This is a genomic window from Paenibacillus sp. RC21, assembly GCF_044907935.1.
Classification (GTDB): domain Bacteria; phylum Bacillota; class Bacilli; order Paenibacillales; family Paenibacillaceae; genus Paenibacillus; species Paenibacillus terrae_A.
Window position 1 is genome coordinate 145,800 of record NZ_JBIYCS010000001.1, and the last position, 21,320, is coordinate 167,119.

Annotated in this window: 20 protein-coding genes, 1 tRNA gene and 1 pseudogene; 16 read left to right on the forward strand and 6 right to left on the reverse strand. The window is 47.4% G+C overall.

Annotated features, from left to right (window positions below; all coding sequences use genetic code 11):
• Window positions 1-184 precede the first annotated feature (184 nt).
• Genes ABIA61_RS00725 through ABIA61_RS00735 form a run of 3 tightly spaced genes read left to right on the forward strand, consistent with a single transcriptional unit; the run spans window position 185 to window position 2,696 of the window.
• A complete protein-coding gene (locus tag ABIA61_RS00725; protein WP_044646355.1) occupies window positions 185-1,279 on the forward strand; it encodes a quinone-dependent dihydroorotate dehydrogenase in 1,095 nt (364 codons plus the stop codon).
• Between the two features lie 34 nt (window positions 1,280-1,313).
• Window positions 1,314-2,126 carry a GTP diphosphokinase gene (yjbM, locus tag ABIA61_RS00730; protein WP_283655487.1) on the forward strand — a complete coding sequence of 271 codons (813 nt, stop codon included), beginning with the start codon at window positions 1,314-1,316 and terminating at the stop codon, window positions 2,124-2,126.
• On the forward strand, window positions 2,127-2,696 hold the full coding sequence (locus ABIA61_RS00735; protein ID WP_283655488.1) for a DUF309 domain-containing protein: 570 nt from the start codon (window positions 2,127-2,129) through the stop codon (window positions 2,694-2,696).
• A gap of 104 nt (window positions 2,697-2,800) precedes the next feature.
• Here ABIA61_RS00735 and ABIA61_RS00740 read toward each other — a convergent pair whose 3' ends face one another.
• Window positions 2,801-3,328, reverse strand: coding sequence for a thioredoxin family protein (locus ABIA61_RS00740; protein WP_404580193.1), 528 nt, complete (start codon window positions 3,326-3,328; stop codon window positions 2,801-2,803).
• Window positions 3,329-3,491: 163 nt separating this feature from the next.
• On the opposite strand from ABIA61_RS00740, the gene ABIA61_RS00745 reads away from it, so the two are divergent.
• Both ABIA61_RS00745 and ABIA61_RS00750 read left to right on the forward strand, forming a co-directional pair.
• The gene (locus ABIA61_RS00745) at window positions 3,492-5,072 is read left to right on the forward strand and encodes an RsmB/NOP family class I SAM-dependent RNA methyltransferase (RefSeq protein WP_283655489.1); all 1,581 of its coding nucleotides are present in this window, start codon (window positions 3,492-3,494) and stop codon (window positions 5,070-5,072) included.
• Window positions 5,069-5,851 (forward strand): pseudouridine synthase, encoded by a 783-nt coding sequence (locus ABIA61_RS00750; protein ID WP_283655490.1) that lies wholly within the window; start codon window positions 5,069-5,071, stop codon window positions 5,849-5,851. The genes ABIA61_RS00745 and ABIA61_RS00750 overlap by 4 nt, the downstream gene beginning before the upstream one ends.
• Window positions 5,852-5,959: 108 nt before the next feature.
• On the opposite strand, the gene ABIA61_RS00755 is transcribed toward ABIA61_RS00750, so the two are convergent.
• On the reverse strand, window positions 5,960-7,153 hold the full coding sequence (locus tag ABIA61_RS00755) for a GGDEF domain-containing protein (RefSeq protein WP_404580194.1): 1,194 nt from the start codon (window positions 7,151-7,153) through the stop codon (window positions 5,960-5,962).
• A gap of 194 nt (window positions 7,154-7,347) precedes the next feature.
• On the opposite strand from ABIA61_RS00755, the gene ABIA61_RS00760 reads away from it, so the two are divergent.
• Window positions 7,348-8,472, forward strand: coding sequence for a glycosyltransferase family 4 protein (locus ABIA61_RS00760; protein ID WP_283655492.1), 1,125 nt, complete (start codon window positions 7,348-7,350; stop codon window positions 8,470-8,472).
• Here the strand turns inward: ABIA61_RS00760 and ABIA61_RS00765 are convergent.
• On the reverse strand, window positions 8,469-9,575 hold the full coding sequence (locus tag ABIA61_RS00765) for a YkvI family membrane protein (RefSeq protein ID WP_283657805.1): 1,107 nt from the start codon (window positions 9,573-9,575) through the stop codon (window positions 8,469-8,471). The genes ABIA61_RS00760 and ABIA61_RS00765 overlap by 4 nt on opposite strands.
• Before the next feature lie 140 nt (window positions 9,576-9,715).
• Between ABIA61_RS00765 and ABIA61_RS00770 the strand changes: the two genes are divergently transcribed.
• The 5 genes from ABIA61_RS00770 (at window position 9,716) to ABIA61_RS00790 (ending at window position 12,268) form a co-directional block, all read left to right on the forward strand.
• A complete protein-coding gene (locus ABIA61_RS00770; protein ID WP_283655493.1) occupies window positions 9,716-10,321 on the forward strand; it encodes a DedA family protein in 606 nt (201 codons plus the stop codon).
• An 86-nt stretch (window positions 10,322-10,407) separates the two neighbouring features.
• Window positions 10,408-10,980 (forward strand): xanthine phosphoribosyltransferase, encoded by a 573-nt coding sequence (locus ABIA61_RS00775; protein WP_025686483.1) that lies wholly within the window; start codon window positions 10,408-10,410, stop codon window positions 10,978-10,980.
• A 103-nt stretch (window positions 10,981-11,083) separates the two neighbouring features.
• Window positions 11,084-11,428, forward strand: coding sequence for a hypothetical protein (locus ABIA61_RS00780; RefSeq protein ID WP_007429850.1), 345 nt, complete (start codon window positions 11,084-11,086; stop codon window positions 11,426-11,428).
• A 149-nt stretch (window positions 11,429-11,577) separates the two neighbouring features.
• Window positions 11,578-11,799: a hypothetical protein gene (locus ABIA61_RS00785; RefSeq protein ID WP_283657806.1), complete on the forward strand. Its 222-nt coding sequence runs from the start codon at window positions 11,578-11,580 to the stop codon at window positions 11,797-11,799.
• A 139-nt stretch (window positions 11,800-11,938) separates the two neighbouring features.
• The gene (locus ABIA61_RS00790) at window positions 11,939-12,268 is read left to right on the forward strand and encodes a carboxymuconolactone decarboxylase family protein (protein ID WP_283655494.1); all 330 of its coding nucleotides are present in this window, start codon (window positions 11,939-11,941) and stop codon (window positions 12,266-12,268) included.
• 140 nt (window positions 12,269-12,408) lie between these two features.
• Here the strand turns inward: ABIA61_RS00790 and ABIA61_RS00795 are convergent, their stop codons facing one another.
• Window positions 12,409-12,948, reverse strand: coding sequence for a YhjD family protein (locus ABIA61_RS00795; RefSeq protein WP_283655495.1), 540 nt, complete (start codon window positions 12,946-12,948; stop codon window positions 12,409-12,411).
• A gap of 220 nt (window positions 12,949-13,168) precedes the next feature.
• Here ABIA61_RS00795 and ABIA61_RS00800 point away from each other — a divergent pair.
• Together ABIA61_RS00800 and shc are read left to right on the forward strand one after the other, a co-directional pair.
• A tRNA-Leu gene (locus ABIA61_RS00800) sits at window positions 13,169-13,252 on the forward strand.
• 426 nt (window positions 13,253-13,678) lie between these two features.
• Entirely contained in the window at window positions 13,679-15,568 is a 1,890-nt protein-coding gene (shc, locus tag ABIA61_RS00805) for a squalene--hopene cyclase (protein ID WP_404580195.1), read from the forward strand.
• 688 nt (window positions 15,569-16,256) lie between these two features.
• Here the strand turns inward: shc and ABIA61_RS00810 are convergent.
• Complete coding sequence (locus ABIA61_RS00810) at window positions 16,257-17,756, reverse strand: MFS transporter (RefSeq protein WP_404520952.1); 1,500 nt, start codon at window positions 17,754-17,756, stop codon at window positions 16,257-16,259.
• A gap of 134 nt (window positions 17,757-17,890) precedes the next feature.
• Between ABIA61_RS00810 and ABIA61_RS00815 the strand changes: the two genes are divergently transcribed.
• The 3 genes and pseudogenes from ABIA61_RS00815 to ABIA61_RS00825 all read left to right on the forward strand — a co-directional run bounded on the left by ABIA61_RS00815 (window position 17,891) and on the right by ABIA61_RS00825 (window position 20,382).
• Window positions 17,891-18,730 (forward strand): MerR family transcriptional regulator, encoded by an 840-nt coding sequence (locus tag ABIA61_RS00815; protein WP_283655498.1) that lies wholly within the window; start codon window positions 17,891-17,893, stop codon window positions 18,728-18,730.
• A 69-nt stretch (window positions 18,731-18,799) separates the two neighbouring features.
• Window positions 18,800-19,312 (forward strand): peptide-methionine (S)-S-oxide reductase MsrA, encoded by a 513-nt coding sequence (msrA, locus tag ABIA61_RS00820; protein ID WP_283655499.1) that lies wholly within the window; start codon window positions 18,800-18,802, stop codon window positions 19,310-19,312.
• Between the two features lie 121 nt (window positions 19,313-19,433).
• Window positions 19,434-20,382: pseudogene (locus ABIA61_RS00825) on the forward strand (divergent polysaccharide deacetylase family protein).
• Here the strand turns inward: ABIA61_RS00825 and ABIA61_RS00830 are convergent.
• A complete protein-coding gene (locus ABIA61_RS00830) occupies window positions 20,357-21,118 on the reverse strand; it encodes an N-acetylmuramoyl-L-alanine amidase (RefSeq protein ID WP_283655501.1) in 762 nt (253 codons plus the stop codon). The pseudogene ABIA61_RS00825 and the gene ABIA61_RS00830 sit on opposite strands and share 26 nt — an antisense overlap.
• Between the last annotated feature and the right edge of the window lie 202 nt (window positions 21,119-21,320).

The window sequence follows — 21,320 nt, forward strand, 5'->3', positions numbered from 1 at the left end:
TGTCTTACTATGTCCATTGTAAATGGTTTGATTATACATTTTCAATGACATCTCCATGACAAACGAATTGTTCCTGATACTGCACGTCGCAAATTACTTTCTTTTTGGTATGGAAAAAGCTAAACTATTTTGTAGAGATGTTTTTTTAGGATTGCGCAAGGGCATAGAACGGAGTGGATGAATCGTGTTGTATCGAAGGATTGTGAAACCTGTTTTTTTCAAAATGAGTCCAGAGACGGCCCATCATGTCGTCATTGATGGCTTGAAGTATGCGGGGGCGCTTCCCGGTGGAACAGCAACGCTGCGGGGAATGTACGGAGTCAAGGAAACGGAGGATCTTGCGGTTGATCTGTTCGGCCTTCATTTTCCCAACCCGATTGGACTGGCTGCGGGATTGGATAAAAATGCGGAGGCAGTTGCCGGCTTTTCCTCGATCGGGTTTGGTTTTATGGAAGTGGGCACGGTGACACCTGTGGGACAGCCCGGCAATGACCGCCCTCGTTTGTTCCGGTTGCCTCCCGATGAGGCGTTAGTGAATCGGATGGGTTTTAACAATCTGGGTGCGGAAAGCATGGCTAAACGTCTGGCTGCGCTAAAACATCGGCCTGTTCCGGTCGCTGTTAATATTGGTAAAAACAAAAACACGCCTAATGAGGATGCCCATAAGGATTATGAGAAGTGCATTTCCGCGCTGTATCCGTATGCGGACTTTTTTGTAGTGAATATTAGTTCACCGAATACGCCGGATTTACGAAAGCTCCAGCATGGCAGTGAGCTGAAATCGCTGCTGGAAGCTGTTCGAGCAGAGATGGGAGTACAGGCGACGAAGTATGGCGGAGCCAAGTCTGTACTGGTCAAAATTGCGCCGGACGTATCAGATGAGGAACTGGAATATATGACAGATGCGATTGCGGCCAGTGGAGTAGACGGTATCATTGCGACGAATACGACAATTTCGAGGGCTGGCCTGACGCACCGGAATGCGAGTGAGACGGGCGGGCTGAGCGGTAAGCCGCTGCGTGACCGTTCTACAGAGGTCATCGGACGAGTGTATCGCCAAACAGATGGCAAGCTGCCGATTATCGGATCGGGCGGCATTTTCAGCAGTCGTGATGCTTACGACAAAATTAAAGCAGGCGCAAGCCTGATTGAAATTTATACAGCATTGATCTATGAGGGACCGGAAGTGAACCGGACATTACATGCCGGTCTGCGTGAGCTGCTGCGAAAGGACGGCTTTAGACACATTACCGAGGCTGTTGGTGCAGATCACAGATAAAAAAGTGTTGTCGGAAGAGACAGGAGGTACGGGGATGGACGGAAGAGACTGGGGAACATTTTTGCTGCCATATGATCAGGCGGTGGAGGAGCTTAAGGTCAAGTTCAAAACAATGCGTGCGGAGCTGAAAAAGCGCGAGGAATACGCTCCTATCGAATTCGTAACCGGACGGGTGAAAAAAATATCAAGCATCCTCGATAAAGCGAAGAGATTACAGGTTCCTTCTGATCAGCTGGAGACGGGAATCGAGGATATTGCAGGAATCCGCATCATGTGCCAATTTGTTGAGGATATCCGGCGGGTAGCCGAGTATATTCGAAGACGCAAGGATTTGACTGTACTGTATGAAAAGGACTATATCACCAATTATAAAGATAGCGGATATCGCAGCTTTCATATGATTGTGGAATATCCAGTGCAGACAGCGCTTGGATTAAAAATTGTGCTGGCAGAAATTCAGATCCGTACCTTAGCCATGAATTTTTGGGCAACCATCGAACATTCCCTCAGTTATAAGTATCGTGAAAGCTTACCGGATAATATGCGGACACGGTTGAAAAAGGCAGCTGAGGCGGCCTTTGTACTGGATAATGAAATGTCTTCGATGCGTCTTGAAATATTAGAAGCGCAGAAGAAGTTCGAGGATGAAGCGAATATCGTATCCAAGGTGCTGACGGGTATGCACCGTCTGTATTTCTACCATAAGATCAGTGAAACGATTGATGCGCAGCGCAGGTTCAATGAGCTGTGGGAACGGCACGACATGGAAGGGATCAAGCTGCTCCATGATGAAGTCAGGGATTTGCTGGTAGCTTCTACCAAGGAAGACGACAGGGATGAGTATTAAATGGTGAACGTTTCCTATGAACCGTTATACGTGGCTTATTTGGTATATTTCAATCGGGATCGGGATTATTTTGAATGTCACGAGGTACTGGAAGAGCTGTGGCTAAAGCTGGACCGTGACCCTGTATATAAAGGTTTGCTGCAAATTGCTGTAGGGCTGTATCATTTTCGCAACGGAAATTTCCGAGGCGGACATATGATGCTGGACAGCGCGGTACACAAGCTGGAGCATGCGTCTCCGCAGGCGCTGGGCATTAACATGGTGAAGCTGGTGGACGAGGCGCGCGCTTGCGCCAGCCAGCTTGCCGCGGCTGTTGTAGGTGGCTCGGCAGATCTCCAGCGCCAGCCGCCAGTTTATCGGGATTTGACGATTGAAATCGTCAATCCCGGGCTGCGTCAGGCCGTGGAGGACGCATCGTCGTCCATACCAGCCAATATCCCGCAGCAGAGAGGCCCGCGGCGTGGGGAAAAGCATGAGCAGCGTCAGCAGGCGCTTGAGGCTTCTGTGAGGCGCAGACAGGCGGGCCGCAGCTCCTGCTCTGCCTCGCCTGGTACGAAGGGCACGACGTAATCTGAGGCGTGTCTATGAAAGCAAGCAGCCCGATCCGTTTCAGGGGATCGGGCTGCTTTATCGTTCAGTAGCCTTAGCCGTGTGAACGTCATTTAGGAGGTTGTTTAGGAAGTTACATTCTTTTTATATTTTTCAAAAAAGGCTTTGAAATCGTCGAGTGTATAGCCGTTGTCGGAAGGGCTTTCCTTCAAACCACCTACCATACGCTCTTTTTCCACGCCTTTTTCATAATAGATGAGTGTAGGGGTGTACTCAATTTTGTATTTGTCCCAGCCGTCCTCATACTCACGCAGGTTAAATTCGTGCATGGTAATGTTCTCCTGCTTGCTCAAAGGCATTAGCTTGGGAGTGGTGGCGCGGCAATGTACACAGTCGGATGCAAAATTATAGACGAAAAAGTTTTCTTTTTTGTCAATTTTGCTTTGCAGATCCTCCGGTTTAATAATCTGCTGATAGTTTGGATCATTCAGCAGCTCTTGGGTGGCAGGCTTTAACGAGGCTGTGGAAACGCCATACAGCTTGTTTTTGGTGCCTGAATTCAAAGCGAGCAGCACCCCAAGCAAAATGACGAGCACAACAAAAAAGCCAATGACAGGTATAAGCTTTTTTTTGTTGGATTTTTGGGTGTTCAATGCAATCTCTCCCATCAAAATACAAAATATGTAGCTATGAATCTCATTATTATACAACATTACAGCTTGTAGTGAAAGTTTGTAAATCACACGGATATTGCAGCTTAACAGGTTGGTTATGGTACAATAAATTTTATTTTAACAGGACAGGATGATTAAAATTATGGGTGTACAGCTCCCTACAGCATTTGTGAAGCGCATGGAGCAACTGCTCGGCGACGAGTTTGAGGCTTTTATGGCTGCTTATGACCATACGCCTCATGCCGGGATACGCGTCAATACGTTAAAAATTTCGGTGGAGGCGTTTAAGGCGATTTCGCCGTTTGAACTGCGGCCAATTCCGTGGTGTGATACAGGTTTTTATGTTCCGTACGGCACAAAGCCGGGGTTACATCCTTATTATCATGCGGGACTGTATTATGTGCAGGAACCAAGTGCAATGTCTCCGGTAGAATTGCTAAATGTTGCTCAGGGTGAGGCTGTATTGGACTTGTGCGCTGCACCGGGCGGGAAATCGACCCAAATTGCGGCCAAGCTGCAAGGAAGCGGTCTGCTCGTAACGAATGATATTAGCGCAGATCGAACCAAGGCATTGGCCAAAAATGTGGAATTATATGGTGTGCGAAATGCCGTAGTGCTGAATGAAAGCCCGGATCGAATCGCAAATGCCTTCCCGCATTTTTTTGATAAAATATTAATTGACGCTCCTTGCTCGGGAGAAGGGATGTTTCGCAAGGATGAGGATATGGCGAAGCAATGGGAAAACCATTCGGTGGACAAATGTGTAGTTATGCAGCGGGATATTTTGCGAGTGGCAGCATCTATGTTAAGTGACGGGGGAAGAATTGTTTATTCGACCTGTACCTTTGCACCGGAAGAAAATGAAGGGATGATCGCAGAGTTTCTGGAGGCACATCCTGATTTTGACGTTGTTCCTGCTTCTTCAGGAACGGGCTTTGCTTCAGGTCACCCGGAATGGGTGAGTGAAGCGGTCGCGGCAGCCCATCCGGAACTGTGTGGAACGGCACGCCTTTGGCCCCATCTTATAGAGGGTGAGGGTCATTTTATCGCTGTGTTGCAGCATCAAGGCAGTCGTACAGCTAAAGCGGATAATCAGCGGCTGTCCATCAAGGAAGCGCCAATGGCAAACGGAAAGGGCAGATCTGCAACTGGTGTTTACAAACGGAATGGAAAAGGGATGGACGGGAAATCGGGTAAAGGAACGAATGCACGCGGTTTCGGGAACAACAAGTCTCGTTCTGGTAAAGATGCGGCAAAATGGGATGGACGCGGACAACATGATGTACTGGAGTCCTATCGCTATTTTTTACAGGAGCAGCTTGAGGCGTCATTTACAGGCCATACGGTAGTCTACGGAGATCGGATTTATCAATCGCCGCTGGAATCCTATCGTCTGGACGGGCTTAAGGTGGTCCGTCCGGGCTGGTTTATGGGAACAGACAAGAATGGTCGGTTTGTCCCTTCGCATCCGCTGGCGGTGGCTTTGCGCCCTTCTGAGGCGGTCAGGAGTATAAACCTCTCCAGTTCAGACACGGATGCCATCCGTTATTTGAAAGGTGAAACGCTATCCATCCCGGCTCAGCGAATGACGCTGCAGAACGAAGCACAGCCCAAAGGTTACACTCTCGTATGCATTGACGGATATTCTGTCGGATGGGGAAAATGGCAGGACGGTATGCTCAAAAATGAATACCCTACAGGCTGGAGGTGGACATCAGTATGAGTGGGAAGGGAAGACAGACGCAGCGTTTGGACAAGGTTCTAACCCATATGGGTTATGGTTCGCGCAGTGATATCAAGAGACAGGTAAAGCAAGGGATGATTACCGTGAACGGTCGAACCACCAAGGATAGCGGCTGGCAGGTTCACCCTTACAACGATCAGATTGAAGTGAACGGGGAACGGGTTGTTTTTCGGGAATACATTTATATCATGTTGCATAAGCCGCCGGGCGTTATATCCGCAACAGAGGATACAAGAGAGCAGACAGTGCTGGATTTGCTGAGTGCGGAGGAACGGCATTTTGAGCCTTTCCCGGTAGGACGGCTCGATAAAGATACGGAAGGACTGCTATTGTTAACGAACGATGGTAAGCTGGCGCATGAACTCTTGTCTCCACGGCGACATGTTCCCAAAACGTATGAGGCTACGGTGTCGGGACATGTCACGGAAGAGGATGTACGTCAATTTGCAGCAGGGGTAGAGCTGGATGACGGCTATGTCACCCTTCCGGCCCAATTGACCATTCTTCGTCATGAAAAAGCACAAGAGACAGATGAAGAAGTCATTTCATACATTTCACTTGTGATCCATGAAGGAAAGTTTCATCAGGTGAAGCGCATGTTTGAGGCGGTTGGCAAAAAGGTTACGTATTTGAAAAGAACGGCGATGGGTCCGTTAACGCTGGATGATCAGCTATCCTTGGGCAGCTATCGTGAGCTGACAAACGAGGAGCTGGCATGGATCGGCCGGGATTTGGCATCTGCAACGTCAGAGGCTTGATGGGAGTAGGGGAAGCAACAATGACGCACAGGCTCTTATGGGAGTTCCCTGTGCGTCATTTTACTGTACAGACTATGATTTACAGCTAACATATGGCAGACTGCATGTTTATTGTGCGCGTGCTGCACGGCTTTTTTTCACTTCTGCTGCCGTATAAGCCGTGACCTTGTTTTTACCTGTTGTTTTGGATATGTACATAGCCTGATCAGCCTGTTTAACCAGTTCATCCGGGTTCATTTCCTTCTTTAACGTGCTGTGCCCGACGCTGATGGTCACAATGCTTTCATCTGCGACCCGTTCACGGATTCTTTCCGCGACCTGTCCGACCTTGGCCCGCCGATCAACGACCATCGCGACCAGTTCCTCGCCGCCGTATCTTCCGGTCAGTCCGATTTCATCCAGTTCTTCTTCCATAATCTGTGCAACCTGTTTAAGCACATCATCCGCGCGGGCATGGCCCTGTGTATCATTCAGCTTTTTGAAATTATCAATATCGCAAAAAATGACCGACACGCGGATTCCCTGCTCCATATATCGCCGCAATCGCCCCGAAAAGTATTTACGGTTATACAGCCCAGTCAAACCATCAGTAATGGAGGAACGGTAAATCCGTTGAAGCAGCTCCACAATCCGTTCGAACAGGATTAGAAACAACGTAGTGTAATACAGCAATGGCAAAAATGACATCCATAGAACTGTGCTTGTTGCACCTTTTTCTGCCGGAATGTCACCTCGCAACCACAGACATCCAAGCCAAAGTAAATAGAACAGTAAGCCCAGCGCAAACTTTTTGGGCTGACCGATTCGTGGGATGATGAACACAAGGCTCAAAGTAAGCACAATGAGTCGATAAAGCAGGGTGAACCCGACGAGATTTGCTGTGCTGATCCAACTGGGTAGTATTCCGGCAGCCCATGCGCCAACCGGCAATATCAGTAGCGCTCCCAGCAACAGCAAAGACCATGCTCCCGCACGTTTTAGCTTCCGGTAGAGCTGAAATACGGCGGCATTGGTAAGCACAAAGGCAGCAGCCTCCAGCGTATTTTGCCACACGATTCCTTGTAGCGGCATTTTGCCGCCACCTGCCGAATAGAGATTCATGGCTTCATATGTCATAATAAAAATAGCGGCAACCGAAAAAAGGATATAGGCTTTTTTTCGCTGTCTGCTATATATGATCACGCACATCAGCGCCATCATGAGTATAATATACAAACCGCAGGCGGCACTTACAGCCCCGGCCAGAGATGGGAAACCGAAGGTTCCCGATAAGGACAACAACGTCAACGTCACCGACTCCATCTGTATAGATAGTGAGTCTATTGAACGGGCAATATGGTTCCGATACAATAGACAGGATTTATTCCATTTAAAATGTTATAATTTTCTTTTGTACTTAGCAATTATTCTCAATATATCATTTTTCAGAAAATCCGGAAACCTATACATACAACCTTTGTTCCGGGCAGTACAACGCTTGAAAGGGGAAGCACGTCATGAAATTGCTACAGGCTCTCTTTTTCCCACCCGAGCAACCGGGCGGCGTTTCATCTATGATTCCATATCTGCAAGAGCGATTTATGTCCCCGCGTTGGGAAATGGAGCTATTTTCAATCCCTAAACGAATTCGCAACAAGGGCAGGGAAGAAGTAATATTTGATACCTTTGACTGGACGCAATATGAACAATATTCGATTGTCCAAAAATATATACAGACGTACCGTGACTATTTGTGGTGGACCCGGCTTCGCATTCAGAAGCCCTTTGATCTCATTCATGCTCATCACCCGATTGCCGGGATTGCTATGAAAACTGTTTTTCCCGACATCCCGCTCGTGCAGACGATTCACTCTTCTTATGAGAAGGAGTTAATTCTAAACGGTAAAATAGAGGAGAACGGGCCTGAGCATCAATTTCTGGTGTCCTTGTATCGGGAGTTGGAGCATAAGGCGGATCGCCTGATTTCAGTATCCCGCTCTTTCCAGCATTACTTGATGCCGTATGTACAAAATCCGCAAGATATTGTGGTCATTCCGAATGGATATGATGAGAAGCGCTTCAAGCCCATACCACATGAAAATGAAGTGACACAGCTTATAACTGTCTGTCGCCTTGTCCCTGCCAAAGGGCTGGATACTTTGTTACAGGCCTGTGCCGAGCTGAAAAAGAGAAATCAGAATTATGTGCTGCATATTATCGGAGATGGTCCCATTCGACCCGAGCTGGAAGAGCTGGCGCGGCAGTTAGATATTTACCATGAAACGATCTTTTATGGATACACGCTTCATCCGGAAGAGTTTATGCCTTTCTTTGATGTGTTTGTTTTGCCTTCACGAGCGGAAGCCTTTGGTTCCGTGTTTGCGGAGGCAGCTTTGAGCTGTTTGGCTTTGGTAGGTACAGAGGTAGGAGGAATACCGGAGCAAATTGAGGATGGGGTAAATGGTCTGCTTGTGCCACCCGACAGCCCGAGGGCACTGGCAGACGCATTGGAAAAGGTCATCGCAGACCCTGCCTATCGTTATGAGCTGGCGCGATCTGCTTGCGACAAGGCTAAATCGAGCTATTCCCTGAGCAGGGCTGTTAATGAGCTAAAGAAAATGTATTTGAAATTCCAGCACTAACCATGGCGTGTATCACCTGTTTTTGAATCAGAATGCCGGAAGCTGGAGCGAGGACGCGAGGAACGGAAGTGTCCCCCCCGTCCTGCCATGATCAGCTTGCCCACCCACATCAGGCTAAGTATCCCGAAAATCGGATATAGAACAGACAGCAGTGAGCTGAAACCAAACTGACTGATTAGAAAACATGTGAGCATAATGAATAGTGTGATGAGCTTAGGTGAAATTTGGATATGCTGGCGGATTTGCAGACTGACACCGTAAATGTCGGCCACGAAGGTGCTGAAAATTTCCATGAAAATGAGTAAAATGTAAATGATTTCGACCAAGGCCCCCAGACGGTAAGCAATGCTTCCCATCGGGATCTCAAATTGCCGAATTCCCGGCATATGTGCCGACATGGCAAAGTGAGCAGACATCAGCATAAACCCGACGCCGATCCCGCCCAAAATCCCGCCCCAGCGGATCGTTTTGCGGGAGAAGGTTTGGCTGCCGAGTGGTACAAGCACTGCTTGGGCCATTGCCAGATTGAAGGAAGTATACAGCAGCGGAGAAAGCCAAGCTCGCAGCATGCTATAATCGGACGTATTTGTAATAAAGCTCTGGGGATTTGGCATAGAGAGTGTGCTGTGAACAAGCAGGATAGACATGATCATCATCATAGGGACAACAATGGTGTTCATATGCAGGATAGCCTTGATGCCTTTACTCAGGAGCAGATACGTTCCAATGAGTGTAATGAGCAGTCCGGTCTGGTAATGCAGGTGAAGGCGTTCCACGAAAACGGAGCCGGCGCCTGCCAGCATGACGCTGTTGACGCAGACCAATATAATGAGCGTGAACCAGCTGATCCATTTTCCGACTTTGGTGCCAAAAAGGTGTCTGTTCAGATCCTCATAGGACCGGGCCGAAATATCATGAGCGATCAGCATCATTTTCGTACCCAGCCATACAAATATGAGTGTGGACAGCATGATGGTGAGTGTAGCCCAACGTCCGTACTGTGTAAAAAACTGCAATATTTCTTGTCCGGTAGCAAATCCGGCACCGACGACTGTTCCGATGTATGTAAAAGCAATCTGCAAAACATGAATATTACGTTTCATCCCCAGTCCCTCCTTGCCTGCTTGAATAACGCTGTAGCGAGCATATAATACAAACTATGTTCAACTGAAATGGGACATGACTGTATGAGACTGAAATAATTATAGTGCATTCAATGAATAGCTTGACGGGAGCGTAATTTATGGGTCAAATCCTTGCATGGATACTGGAATATGGATATTTGGCAATGTTCGGCTTGCTTGCCCTTGGAGTAGCTGGTATGCCGATCCCCGACGAAGTGCTGATGATCGCCTTCGGTGGGCTCGTGTCACAAGGACACTACAACTTTATTGCTGCGCTGGCGGTTACATTTTTTGGAAGTATGACGGGCATGATGGTCAGCTACACGCTAGGTCGTCTGCTGGGTAAGCCGCTGTTGTACCGATACGGTAAATGGGTGAGGCTTACACCCTCAAGAATTGCCTCTTCCGAAAATTGGTTCGGGCGCTATGGCACCTGGGGGATTCTGTTCGGTTATTTTGTTCCCGGCTTGAGACATGTGTCCTCATATCTGGCAGGTACAACCCGTCTAGGTGTTTTTCGCTATATCATTTATGCATCAGCAGGAGCACTGCTGTGGTGCGGTACTTTTCTGGGGATTGGACATGCGGTGGGTATGCGCTGGGAACAGGTCGCAAGGCTGATGGAAAAGGTGACGCATCGGGTAGGGCTGGCGGTTATTCTTCTGATTATTTTGGGAGGAATAGTCGCGTGGTTTTGGAATAAGCGCAAAAAAAATGTCACATGACCGTATGGGAAAGCAAGCTATGGCTTGAAAGCGTCAGGTGATGTATGGTACTTTTACCGCATAGGAATGCCGTGGGAGGTCATGGAATGGAAGTATTAAAGGAACGGATTTTAAAAGAAGGCGTCGTTGCGTCGGATCAGGTGTTGAAGCTGGATGGTTTACTTAATCACCAGGTGGATCCGGAGTTGACGATGGAAATGGGACGAGAGTTCGCAGCCCGTTTCCGGGAAGAGAATATTACGAGAGTGGTAACCGTGGAATCCTCGGGTATTGCCATAGGTTTCGCAACAGCATTGGAGTTGGGTGTACCGCTGGTGTTTGCCCGCCGCAAAAAGACTTTATTGGCCGACCCGGACGCATTATGCGAACGTGTGCCTTCCTTTACGAAAGGCATTGTCACGGACATTATGCTGTCCCGTCAATTTATTCATGAGCATGACCGTGTTCTGTTCATTGATGATATTATCGCCAATGGTGATGCCGCAAGAGGTATGGTCAAAATCATTCAGCGCTCCGGTGCGGAGCTGGTCGGATTCGGCGTGGCCGTGGAAAAATGCTTCCAAGCCGGGGCGAGAACGATACGTGAGCAGGGTATACGGGTAGAGTCGCTTGTCAGAATTTCATCGTTAACTGACGGCAAGATTGAGTTTGCCGAATAGTAACAATTCAAAAGCTGCTGATCCTTATTTCTAATAATAACCTTTGCATGAGCTTCGATTTCGCTTATAATATAGTTAAGGTTTTGGGAGAGGAGGCAGCAACATGGGGAAAGAGCAATTGACCGAACAGTTTTTTCTGGAAAAACTGGCAGCGGCTAAAGTACATTTTGAACGTGCCTTGGATTGTAAGCATACGGAATTTGACGATTTATACCCCTATATGATTGAACATCCTCAGTTTTTTTGGTACAAACGCTATGTGGCCTGGTCTGAGTTGTTGACGTTGGTTAACTTATGCGAAGAATTGTCCTTCTCTTGGAAAGAAGAATTTACTGCCCACCAAGTGGAATACGTAGATCAGAGAGTGCTGTCTGCACAAGTGCTGGACTTCTGGTATGAGAAGAACGATACAAAAGAACATGATCACAGTGTAAATCAGTCGGGATAATTTGTCGCTCTGTTGGCAATCCATATAAGTAGTAAGCGGGAAGAGACCTAAATGATTTCGTTTAGGTCTCTTTTTAAACTTTTTAATGTGCATAAATGATAGCTGCCGTGTTAGAAACGATTGAAACGATTGTATAAGGGGGGACAGGGATGATTAATGATGAAGAATTAGACGCCTATCGGCTCTCCGGTGAGAAGGTGCGCGTCGTGCGGGATGGGCTGGAGTCCAACGATGTGGTAGGCATAGTGCTGGCGTGGGACGAGGAACAGGTGCTTATCCGCCGCCAGAATCGGCGTGTGGTCAAGCTGGATCGCAGCTATACATATCAGTCGTTCAGCGAACCCCGACACAATCCGATAGAACTGGATTAGACGAATGGGTCTCGGGCTGGCTGGATAAAAGGGTTTGAAGTGACTGGATAAAATAGGTGTACGTGTTGATGGCATATGCAGCCTGTAAACCGGACACAGTACATAAGAATATACTCCATATGAGAGGGTGTGCTGTGTCTTGACGGTTATGAATGAGAAAATACATGCGTATAAGGATCAAATCAGTCATTTGGAAGATAAGCTGCCGGAGGTAGTTCATGCATATCACCGTTTCACCGGGGAGTGTTTTCAAGCCGGGAGTCTGGATGAAAAGACCAAGCAACTGATCGCGCTAGGTATTGGTTTGTGTGCCAATAATGAGGTATGCACGTTTTATCACGTGGACGAGGCTCGGTCCAAAGGAGCTAGTGATCAGGAGATTATGGAGACCATTGCTGTAGCCGCAGCGGTAGGCGGAGGACATGCTCTTAGCCAAGGGGTTACTCGTGTGCAGAAGGCGCTGCAATAAAGCGAATGATTTATGGGAATTCTTCATACACCGTTCATAGCGGGTAGGAATGGATAACGATAGCTGATGTTTATGTAAAGAAGCTTCCGAGCACGGTTGGTGTCTGCGGAAGCTTCTTTTGTTTGCGGACTGTGCGGGGATTATGCACTTCCGCTTGCGGCAGAAGCAGCAGGGCGAAGCGATTTACGCTTATAGGCCGAGGAGGATGTAACCAGACTTCGTTCAACAAACCGTAGGGGCTTGGAAGCTGAGCGGCTGTCTGGAAACTCGGGGCGAAGTTTTTCGGGTAAAGGGGAGGCAGCTGTATGAGGCATAGAGGTTGAGAGCCCCAGATAAGCGCGCATTCGTTCATACATTTCTTTGCGGAATACAGGCATAGCCATACTGAACTGCTCTTTATTTCCTTTACTTATATAGGTGGCGTGAACGCCTGAGTGGTTTTGTTGTATGTCCAAAACACGAATATGACATTTATTAAATTCATGTTTTATTTCAGATAGTAAGATTCCGGTACGATCTACTCCTGCGTTAACCATTTCGACATAAAGATCAGGCGTTTTCAGCATACCGCTTTCTTCAAGAATAAGACTGTCCCGCTCAAATACCTTTTGAATAAAGGTAAGGAGCAGATAATTTTTCACAAGAGACAATTCATTCTGAGTAGTAACTGAAGAGATCATAACCATTCACCGCCTTAGGAAAATGTGATGATATTCCATATCTGACTGAACGAAAAGAACTAGTGTTCTTAAGAACTTATGTTCTTATTTTAGTGTATTATTTCTAATTTATCAAGAGGGAATGGAAATATAAAGTGTTTGACTTCTTCTTATGAGCATGGTATGATCTATCTTGTCGCTAAGAAAGATTGGTCTTTCGAGGACAAACGACAACATATATGCGGTCGTGGCGGAATTGGCAGACGCGCACGGTTCAGGTCCGTGTGGGCTAACCCCCGTGGAGGTTCGAGTCCTCTCGACCGCATCATCTTAACAATGAACGCTCTTGAATTTCCCCTGTGGAGATTCAGGAGCTTTTTGCATATTCGGGATATGTAAAGTGGTACTCATGACACCCAGATGTAACCCCTCATGAATGTTTGCTGCATTGGTGTAAGCGTCTAAATCGCCAAGTACGAGAATGACTGTAAATGCGGTCTTGCTTTTGATTTGTTTCTGGCGACGGATTTCAAAATCTGGCTGGACATTCTATAATAGCAAGGAGTATCATGACTGTTTCTGAAAAAGCCAACTTTATATCGCACCAACAAAAGAGTCTGTAGTCCTGAAATGGTATGGGGCCTTTTTGGTGTTTAATGCTTAACCGTCAGACGACAGCAAGCGGCACATCATTTCCTCGTACCGGCGTTCATATAATGTACATCATGACGTTATATGGAGGTACAAGAGAATGGGCGATGCACGGAGCACGGTCGATGAGGGGACAAGGAAGCTGAAGAACTTTTTTATGCGCCAGCAGCATCAAGACGGATCATGGCATTTTTGCTTTGAGAACGGGGTGACGATGGATGCTTATGTCATGATCCTCTTTCGGATATTGGATATACAGAATGAAGAGCTGATCCGGCGTCTGCATGATCGCATCCTTGTGGAGCAGCAGCCGGAAGGCTGTTGGCGTTGGTACCGGGACGAGCAAGAAGGTAATTTATCCGTTTCAATTGATGCCTATTATGCCCTGCTCTATTCCGGGTACAGTGAACCGACGGACGAGTCGATGGAGCGGGCCAGGCGTTACATCCAATCGCAAGGTGGACCGGGGAAATCGACCAGCATTCTGACAAAGGCGATTCTCGCTGCAACGGGGCAGCGCAAATGGCCAGCATCGATCTCGTTCATACCGCTGGAGATCATCCTTTTTCCTGCCTATATGCCAATTAATCTGTATGAATTCTCAGGTTATTCCCGCATCCATCTGATCCCTATGCTGATCATGGCGGACCGGAATTTCTCTATATCAACGAATAAGGCTCCCATTGTATCCGATCTGTTCGATTCACGCTATGATGACGATGAGCCGCAACCTCAGGAGCACCGGGAGATCGCGGAAAGCATACGTATCGGTCTCAGCAGACTTCTCGGAACTCCCCGTTATATCCATGAAGCAGCTCTAAACAAGGCGGAGCAGTTCATGCTGAATCGAATCGAATCGGATGGCACCCTATACAGTTATGCGAGCAGCACCATTCTCATGGTTTTTGCCCTGCTTGCACTGGGCTATGATAAACGGCATCCGCTTATTTTAAAGGCCGTTCAAGGGTTGACAGAGATGCAGTACCGCTTTGACGGTAAAGCTACCATTCAGAATTCGCCCTCAACGATCTGGGATACGGCCTTGATCTCCTATGCGCTGCAGGAGTCCGGCGTCGCCGGGGATCATGAGGCCGTGCAGCGGTCGGCAGCCTATCTCTTATCCAGACAACAGGACAAAGCGGCGGATTGGAGTGTTCATAATCCGGATACGGTTCCTGGCGGCTGGGGATTCTCCGAGACCAATACCTTAAATCCCGATGTAGACGACACAACAGCCGCTTTAAGAGCGATTCACTGCCTGTCCCGTTCGGATCCTAAATATCGTGACTCATCCACTCGGGGACTAAACTGGGTTATGTCTATGCAAAATAAAGACGGCGGTTGGCCTGCGTTCGAAAAAAACACCAATAAGAAAATGCTCACATGGCTGGCCATAGATGGTGCCAAGTCCGCCGCTATCGACCCTTCGGGAGCCGACCTTACTGGACGCACATTGGAATACCTCGGAAATTGTTGCGGATTCGACACGAGGCACGATTTCATCAAACGGGGGGTCAACTGGCTGATCTCCCATCAGGAGAAAGACGGATCATGGTTTGGAAGATGGGGGATTTGTTACATTTACGGCACTTGGGCGGCACTGACTGGTTTAGAGGCTGCCGGGCTCCCGGCGGACCATACTTCGGTTCAAAAAGGAGCGGAATGGCTCTTGCAGATTCAGAATTCGGATGGGGGCTGGGGTGAATCCTGCACCAGCGACCGGGTGATGAAATACATGCCCTTAGGGGAAAGCACGCCATCCCAAACTGCGTGGGCACTCGATGCACTCATCGCGGTTCAGCCGCAGCCGTCTGCTGCCGTAAATAGAGGAATATATAAGTTGATGGAATTGCTGCAAAACGACGATTGGCCGACCGCATATCCCACGGGCGCCGGGCTCCCGGGTAACTTCTATTCTCATTATCATAGCTATCGTTACATCTGGCCGCTTCTGACCCTAAGCCATTATAAGAAGAAATACGGGGAATAAGGAGCCATACTGCATCTATGTGGCAGGAATGGTTATATGGTGTGAGGGCTTAGCTCGTACAGGATGACTTTATTGCTCGGAATGAGGTCAATATTCCCCATAGAATGAAGGTATTGGTCAGGGGAGGAGAAAGGCCTCCCCGAAGCTGTCGCTTCGTTAATTTGTCAATGGCAGAGAGTGGGCTGGTTCGGTTGTCGTTCTCTCCGAGTTCTCTCAAACGTCCAAAATCGACCACATTTTGCCGACCTGCCGGGCGCTTGAATTAGACGAAAAAACCGTCAGAAACCTTGATTTTACAAGGGTTTTGACGGTTTTTTAATTCCGTTCCATTGACTTATATTCCGCTAGGATCCCAATCGCATACGTGGTTCAGGTCCGTATGGGCTAACCCCCGTGGAGGTTCGAGTCCTCTCGACCGCATCATCTTATAATATACAGGTTCGTGAATTGCTTTTGTAGCAGCTTACGGACCTTTTTATATGCTTAAGAGATTAAGCTGTTGCTCAAGACCTGTGTCGAAGAAATCTTTAAGCTATAATTCAGGTGTTCATAACTTTTGGCCATTGTGGACTCAAATCACTCACCTTGATCAGCAAATGCTGCTGTTTAGACAATAACGAATAAAACAACTGCCGCTCGTAAGATATAGCGGCAGTTGTTTAGTATTAACTGTATGAAATTAACTGTATCAGGACTCAGCATCTCCTTTTTTCTTTGAGCGCGCCCCTACCAAACGGACTACTAGCGAAGCTACAACCAAAAATGCTGTTACACCCACAATGATAACAAAAAAGGATTGATCAAAAGCAGAACGGCCTGCAGCTTTCAATGCCTCTGCAGCCTGTGCAGGCAAACCCTCTGCAACCAGGAGTGCTTCATCCAGGCTGTCTTTCACATTCGCAGGAACATGGAGTCCCGAGGGGACTTTCATAGCCAGTGTATACACAAGGGTTGACATGCTTCCGATGATAGCTATCCCCGATGCTCCCCCCATTTCATAGGCAACTTCCTCAATGGATGCAGCCATACCTGCTTTTTGAGGGGGGGCATAGTTCATAATGGAATGAGATGCCGCTGTCATACCTGCTCCCAAGCCTGCACCAAGCAGGGCCAATCCAAGGATCTGCCCGGCAATGCCTGAATTAAATTGCATAACATAGATGCCCATACCCAGACCCGCAATCAGAAGAGAGAAGCTCTTAATACGGATAACGTCATAGCGATGCAATATGGACCCGGTTAACGGGCCGGCAATGAGAGATGCAATCGGTATGCTTATCGTGTACAGTCCTGCTTGGAGAGGCGACAGACCTTCCACCAGTTGAAGACGCTGGGTTACAATATATTGAATCCCCATCTGTGCAAATGCACCCACCAAGGCAGTTATAAATCCGGTGCTGAACCTTGTAATTTTGAATAAAGTAAGATCAATAAGAGGGCTGGCGCTTTTATTTTGACGACGGATAAAGATGATAAGTGCCAAGACGCCGATAACCGCACCTATTACGGCCAATATTGGAGACCCGTCACGACGGGCAAACTCTTTGATAGAATAGATGAGTCCCACCATGGCGATCATGATTTGGATGGAACCGGTAAGATCCCATTTTTTCTCTTTATTGCCCGCATGTTTTGGAACATAAATCAGAGTTAATGCAAAAGCAATGATCGCAATTGGCAAGTTAATCAAAAATACAGAACCCCACCAAAAATGCTCTAAAAGAAGCCCGCCGACGATAGGACCTAGTCCTGCACCTCCTGCGGAAACGGAGCCCCAAATTCCGATCGCTAATCCACGCTCGCGTTCATCAGTAAATGTAATCCTAATGATTGACAAGGTAGCGGGCATCATCATTGACGCTCCGACTGCAAGAAGAACCCGAGATGCCACTAATACAAAGGGCACGGGAGAAAAGGCGGCAGTAAGCGAAGCAGCAGCAAATACAAGCAAACCGAGGGTAAAGATTTTTTTATAACCCAATCGGTCCCCAAGCGTTCCCATTGCTGGCAGCAGACCCGCCATAACGAGCGAATACCCATTCAGAATCCATAATTTTTCTGACGCGGAAGCACCGAGGTCATGGGTTAGGCTTGGCAATGCCGTGTAAAGGATGGTCATATCCATTACAATAAGTAAAAGTGCGCTTGATACGATAGCCAGAATCATCCAACGTTTGAATTTAGACATGTTTTCCTCCGTTAATACAAATTTAAGGTATTGCATTTAAAACTTTAAACTATAGGGTTACCGTATACTCAAGTGAAAATTCATGGGGTATACTAAAATTATTAGGTTTCTAAAATCATAACGGAGGAAGAGTTATGTCAAAAAGTCACAGCCAATACTTTACTACCAGTGAGCTTGCCAAAACTTGCGGAGTTACCAAACATACCCTGTTCCATTATGATGAGATTGGACTCTTAAAACCAGAATTCACAAACGAAAAAGGCTATCGTTATTACTCCATTCAGCAATGTTACACGCTTGATATTATTAATGTGCTGAAGAAGGCGGGGAGTTCACTACAGGAAATCAAGGGATTTATTCAGAATCAGAACACGCCTCTACTCATAGAACTGTTCAAACAGAAACTGCATGACCTGGAAGTAGAACGGATTAGAATAAAACGGTTGCAAGGCCTTTTGAAAGGCGCCATTGAAATGACGGAGCAAGCTAACGGAGAGTTACACGATGGGCCGTCGATTGAGGAATGTGAAGAGGAATATTTCATTGCCACACCATTGGAACAGGGAGATGGTGATAAGGAGTTTGCTCACAAATTAAGCGAACATCGAGATTATTGCGAAAATCACTTTATTGATTACGAGTTTCCGATCTGGACGATTTTATGCAAGGATCGTTTTGAGTCAGGCGATTATTATACGGACTATATTGCCAATAAACTCAAGGCTCCGATTTTGGGGGAGAGAATGATCACCAAACCCCAAGGGCTCTATGCAGTCATGAATCACAGAGGATCATATGAAACAATGTCAGAAACGTATTCCATTATAAGAAAATATATAGAGAGTAATGGGAAGGCTGTATGCGGAAATGCGTACGCGGTGGAGTTGCTCAGCTATTTCGCAGAAAAAAATCCGGACGACTATGTAATACGGATATCGGTTGAGGTTTGTAAAGGGAGAAAATTTCTTTTATAAGGTTCCCCTTTAAGATATGATAGAGAATAACGCACTTTATGATGAAGCTATTGAAAGGTTGGTTGAGAGATGGAGAAAGCAACTTTTGCAGGAGGATGCTTCTGGTGTATGGTGACTCCGTTCGAGGAGCAGCCGGGCATTCATGGCATTGTCTCAGGCTATACTGGAGGGACGATTCCCGATCCGACCTACGAACAGGTTAAAACAGGAAGTACAGGTCACTACGAGGTGGTGCAGATTACTTTTGAGCCTGAGTTGTTTCCTTATGAAAAGCTGCTCGAATTGTATTGGCCCCAAACGGACCCCACAGACGGGGAAGGTCAATTTCAGGATCGGGGTACACAGTACAAACCCGCTATTTTTTACCACACGGAGCAGCAACGGGAACTCGCACTGCAATCCAAGGAACAATTGGCACAATGCGGACGCTTTGACAAGCCCATCGTGACGGAAATTCTTCAGGCCTCCATATTTTATCCGGCAGAGGATTACCATCAGGATTATCACAAAAAGAATGTGAAGCATTACAAGGAAGACCGCGCCCAATCGGGTCGTGATGAGTTTATACATCAGAACTGGTAAGCAGGTTTAGCATACATTTTGCGTACGTAAGGCAGATCAGGGATACCCCCTTGGGTCTGCCCATACATATTTAGGCCTCGTTACTCACACAATGAAGGGACAGAGAAGGAGGCTGACCTGAATGAGTAAACGAACGAAGCAGAACCTGAGAAACGTCATAAAGAAGGCTATACAGGCTACTCGCAGCCGTAAAGAGCCAAGCTGTGCACAGGTGGTTTTCCAAAATCTGAGAATGAAAAAAAACTTAACTGCCTGTATTGTGGTGGGTCTTGTGTTTACGGTATGCGGTAATGTCTGGAGCATGGATGTAGCGAGCGCTACGGGTAAGCAGGATCAGCACCAAAAGATGGTGGCCGTCATTATCGACGACATGGGCAACAACATGAAAGGGACAGAGCAAATTTTAAATTTGCCGGTTAAAATTACGGTTGCGGTGATGCCGTTTCTGCCTTCCACCAAGCAGGATGCCATGGAAGCTCACAAGCGTGGTCATGACGTCATTGTGCATCTTCCAATGGAGCCAAAGCAGGGAAAACCCGAATGGCTTGGACCTGGAGCGATTAAGGCGAATATGTCGGATGAAGAAGTACGCGCCAAGGTGACAGCAGCCATTAAGGAAGTCCCTTTTGCGATAGGTATGAATAATCACATGGGCTCCAAGGTCACCTCAGACAAACGCATTATGTCCATTGTTCTGGATGTTTGCAAGGAGCATGGACTATTTTTTGTCGACAGCCGTACGAACTATTGGTCAGTAGTGCCTGAGCTGGCCGTAGAAAAGGGAATGCCACCGGTGCGCAATGACATTTTTCTGGATGATACCCATACACTCGCCCATGTGAATCGGCAACTGACCAAGGTGGGAGAATGGGTGGACGAGCACGATACCTGTGTAACGATTGGTCATGTTGGTGTATCCGGCATGTACACGTCCGCGGCACTCCATTCATCGGTTCCCACGCTAAAAGATCACGCCAAGTTTGTGGGCATTAGTGATTTGGTACGTTCCGTATGGGGATGGAAGGGAGCTCCTGCCACCCCACACTACCATACCGTCAAATGAGCAATAATGCCTTCGGCTATCGCTTCTGCGACGTTTTTTTGACCGCGGTCCCCCGAAAGAATGGCCCTGTCCTGTTCATTGCTGATGAATCCGGTTTCCACGATTACAGAGGGATGCTGGATTTTGTTCAGAAGATAGAAGGGTTTTCCGTAAACCGTTTCTCTGTTCATGCAGAATAAGCGGTTCAATGAATGTTGAATCCGTTCTGCCAACAGATAGCTGCTGCCTTCGTCCTGGTACAAAACAATCGGCCCCCGTTTTTCGGCACGTTTGGTCCAATTCACATGCAGACTGACGACTAAAGCGGTGGGCAGCTGTTCTGTCAGGCTCTTACGCTGGGCCAGGTCTTTCAGATGTCGGGATTTGGATTGCAGCCAACGGTTATCGTCGCTTAGAGCATAATCCTTGTCCCTGTTTAAGACCGCAGGATAGCCCTGAGAGCGTAAAATCAGATATAGCTTTTGACCAATTGCGAGATTAATATCTTTTTCCAAAAGACCCTTATGGCTCGTTCCACCATCCACGCCTCCATGACCAACGTCTATGATTACAACGGGTTTGGCAAAAGCGTGATAGGACGAATGTACGTTGGATTGACTTTCTGTGTCCTTGTTCGGATTGGTGCTTTTTTCGCCGGGCTGGGCGCTTGCATAGGCAAAGGAGGCAAATACAGCACTGCAAAGGATACTTAAACTCAATCCCATTCCTATTAGCCATATGATGTTTAGCTTTTCTTTTCGCACGTTCTATTCCTCCAATAGACGGATTGATTAATTTGATATTCAGGTACTCAAGACATAAACAAGCTAACAAAGACATAAACAACTATAACCAAGCAGCATAGCTGCCTTAAACAAAATTATTAGCCTTCGGGTAACGATTTTGTTTAAGATAGTATGTACCATTTAAGGGAAACCATGCATAGTTATTCCCGCAGGGTTAGAC

Excerpts from the sequence above, each read along its gene's own strand:
- ABIA61_RS00760 (WP_283655492.1), top strand. The coding sequence starts at position 7,348 with ATGAAATTGCTACAGGCTCTCTTTTTCCCACCCGAGCAACCGGGCGGC.
- ABIA61_RS00770 (WP_283655493.1), top strand. The coding sequence starts at position 9,716 with ATGGGTCAAATCCTTGCATGGATACTGGAATATGGATATTTGGCAATG.
- ABIA61_RS00745 (WP_283655489.1), top strand. The coding sequence starts at position 3,492 with ATGGGTGTACAGCTCCCTACAGCATTTGTGAAGCGCATGGAGCAACTG.
- ABIA61_RS00780 (WP_007429850.1), top strand. The coding sequence starts at position 11,084 with ATGGGGAAAGAGCAATTGACCGAACAGTTTTTTCTGGAAAAACTGGCA.
- shc (WP_404580195.1), top strand. The coding sequence starts at position 13,679 with ATGGGCGATGCACGGAGCACGGTCGATGAGGGGACAAGGAAGCTGAAG.
- ABIA61_RS00795 (WP_283655495.1), bottom strand. The coding sequence starts at position 12,948 with ATGATCTCTTCAGTTACTACTCAGAATGAATTGTCTCTTGTGAAAAAT.
- ABIA61_RS00775 (WP_025686483.1), top strand. The coding sequence starts at position 10,408 with ATGGAAGTATTAAAGGAACGGATTTTAAAAGAAGGCGTCGTTGCGTCG.
- ABIA61_RS00750 (WP_283655490.1), top strand. The coding sequence starts at position 5,069 with ATGAGTGGGAAGGGAAGACAGACGCAGCGTTTGGACAAGGTTCTAACC.
- ABIA61_RS00755 (WP_404580194.1), bottom strand. The coding sequence starts at position 7,153 with ATGGAGTCGGTGACGTTGACGTTGTTGTCCTTATCGGGAACCTTCGGT.
- ABIA61_RS00735 (WP_283655488.1), top strand. The coding sequence starts at position 2,127 with ATGGTGAACGTTTCCTATGAACCGTTATACGTGGCTTATTTGGTATAT.
- ABIA61_RS00815 (WP_283655498.1), top strand. The coding sequence starts at position 17,891 with ATGTCAAAAAGTCACAGCCAATACTTTACTACCAGTGAGCTTGCCAAA.
- yjbM (WP_283655487.1), top strand. The coding sequence starts at position 1,314 with ATGGACGGAAGAGACTGGGGAACATTTTTGCTGCCATATGATCAGGCG.
- ABIA61_RS00810 (WP_404520952.1), bottom strand. The coding sequence starts at position 17,756 with ATGTCTAAATTCAAACGTTGGATGATTCTGGCTATCGTATCAAGCGCA.
- ABIA61_RS00765 (WP_283657805.1), bottom strand. The coding sequence starts at position 9,575 with ATGAAACGTAATATTCATGTTTTGCAGATTGCTTTTACATACATCGGA.
- msrA (WP_283655499.1), top strand. The coding sequence starts at position 18,800 with ATGGAGAAAGCAACTTTTGCAGGAGGATGCTTCTGGTGTATGGTGACT.
- ABIA61_RS00785 (WP_283657806.1), top strand. The coding sequence starts at position 11,578 with ATGATTAATGATGAAGAATTAGACGCCTATCGGCTCTCCGGTGAGAAG.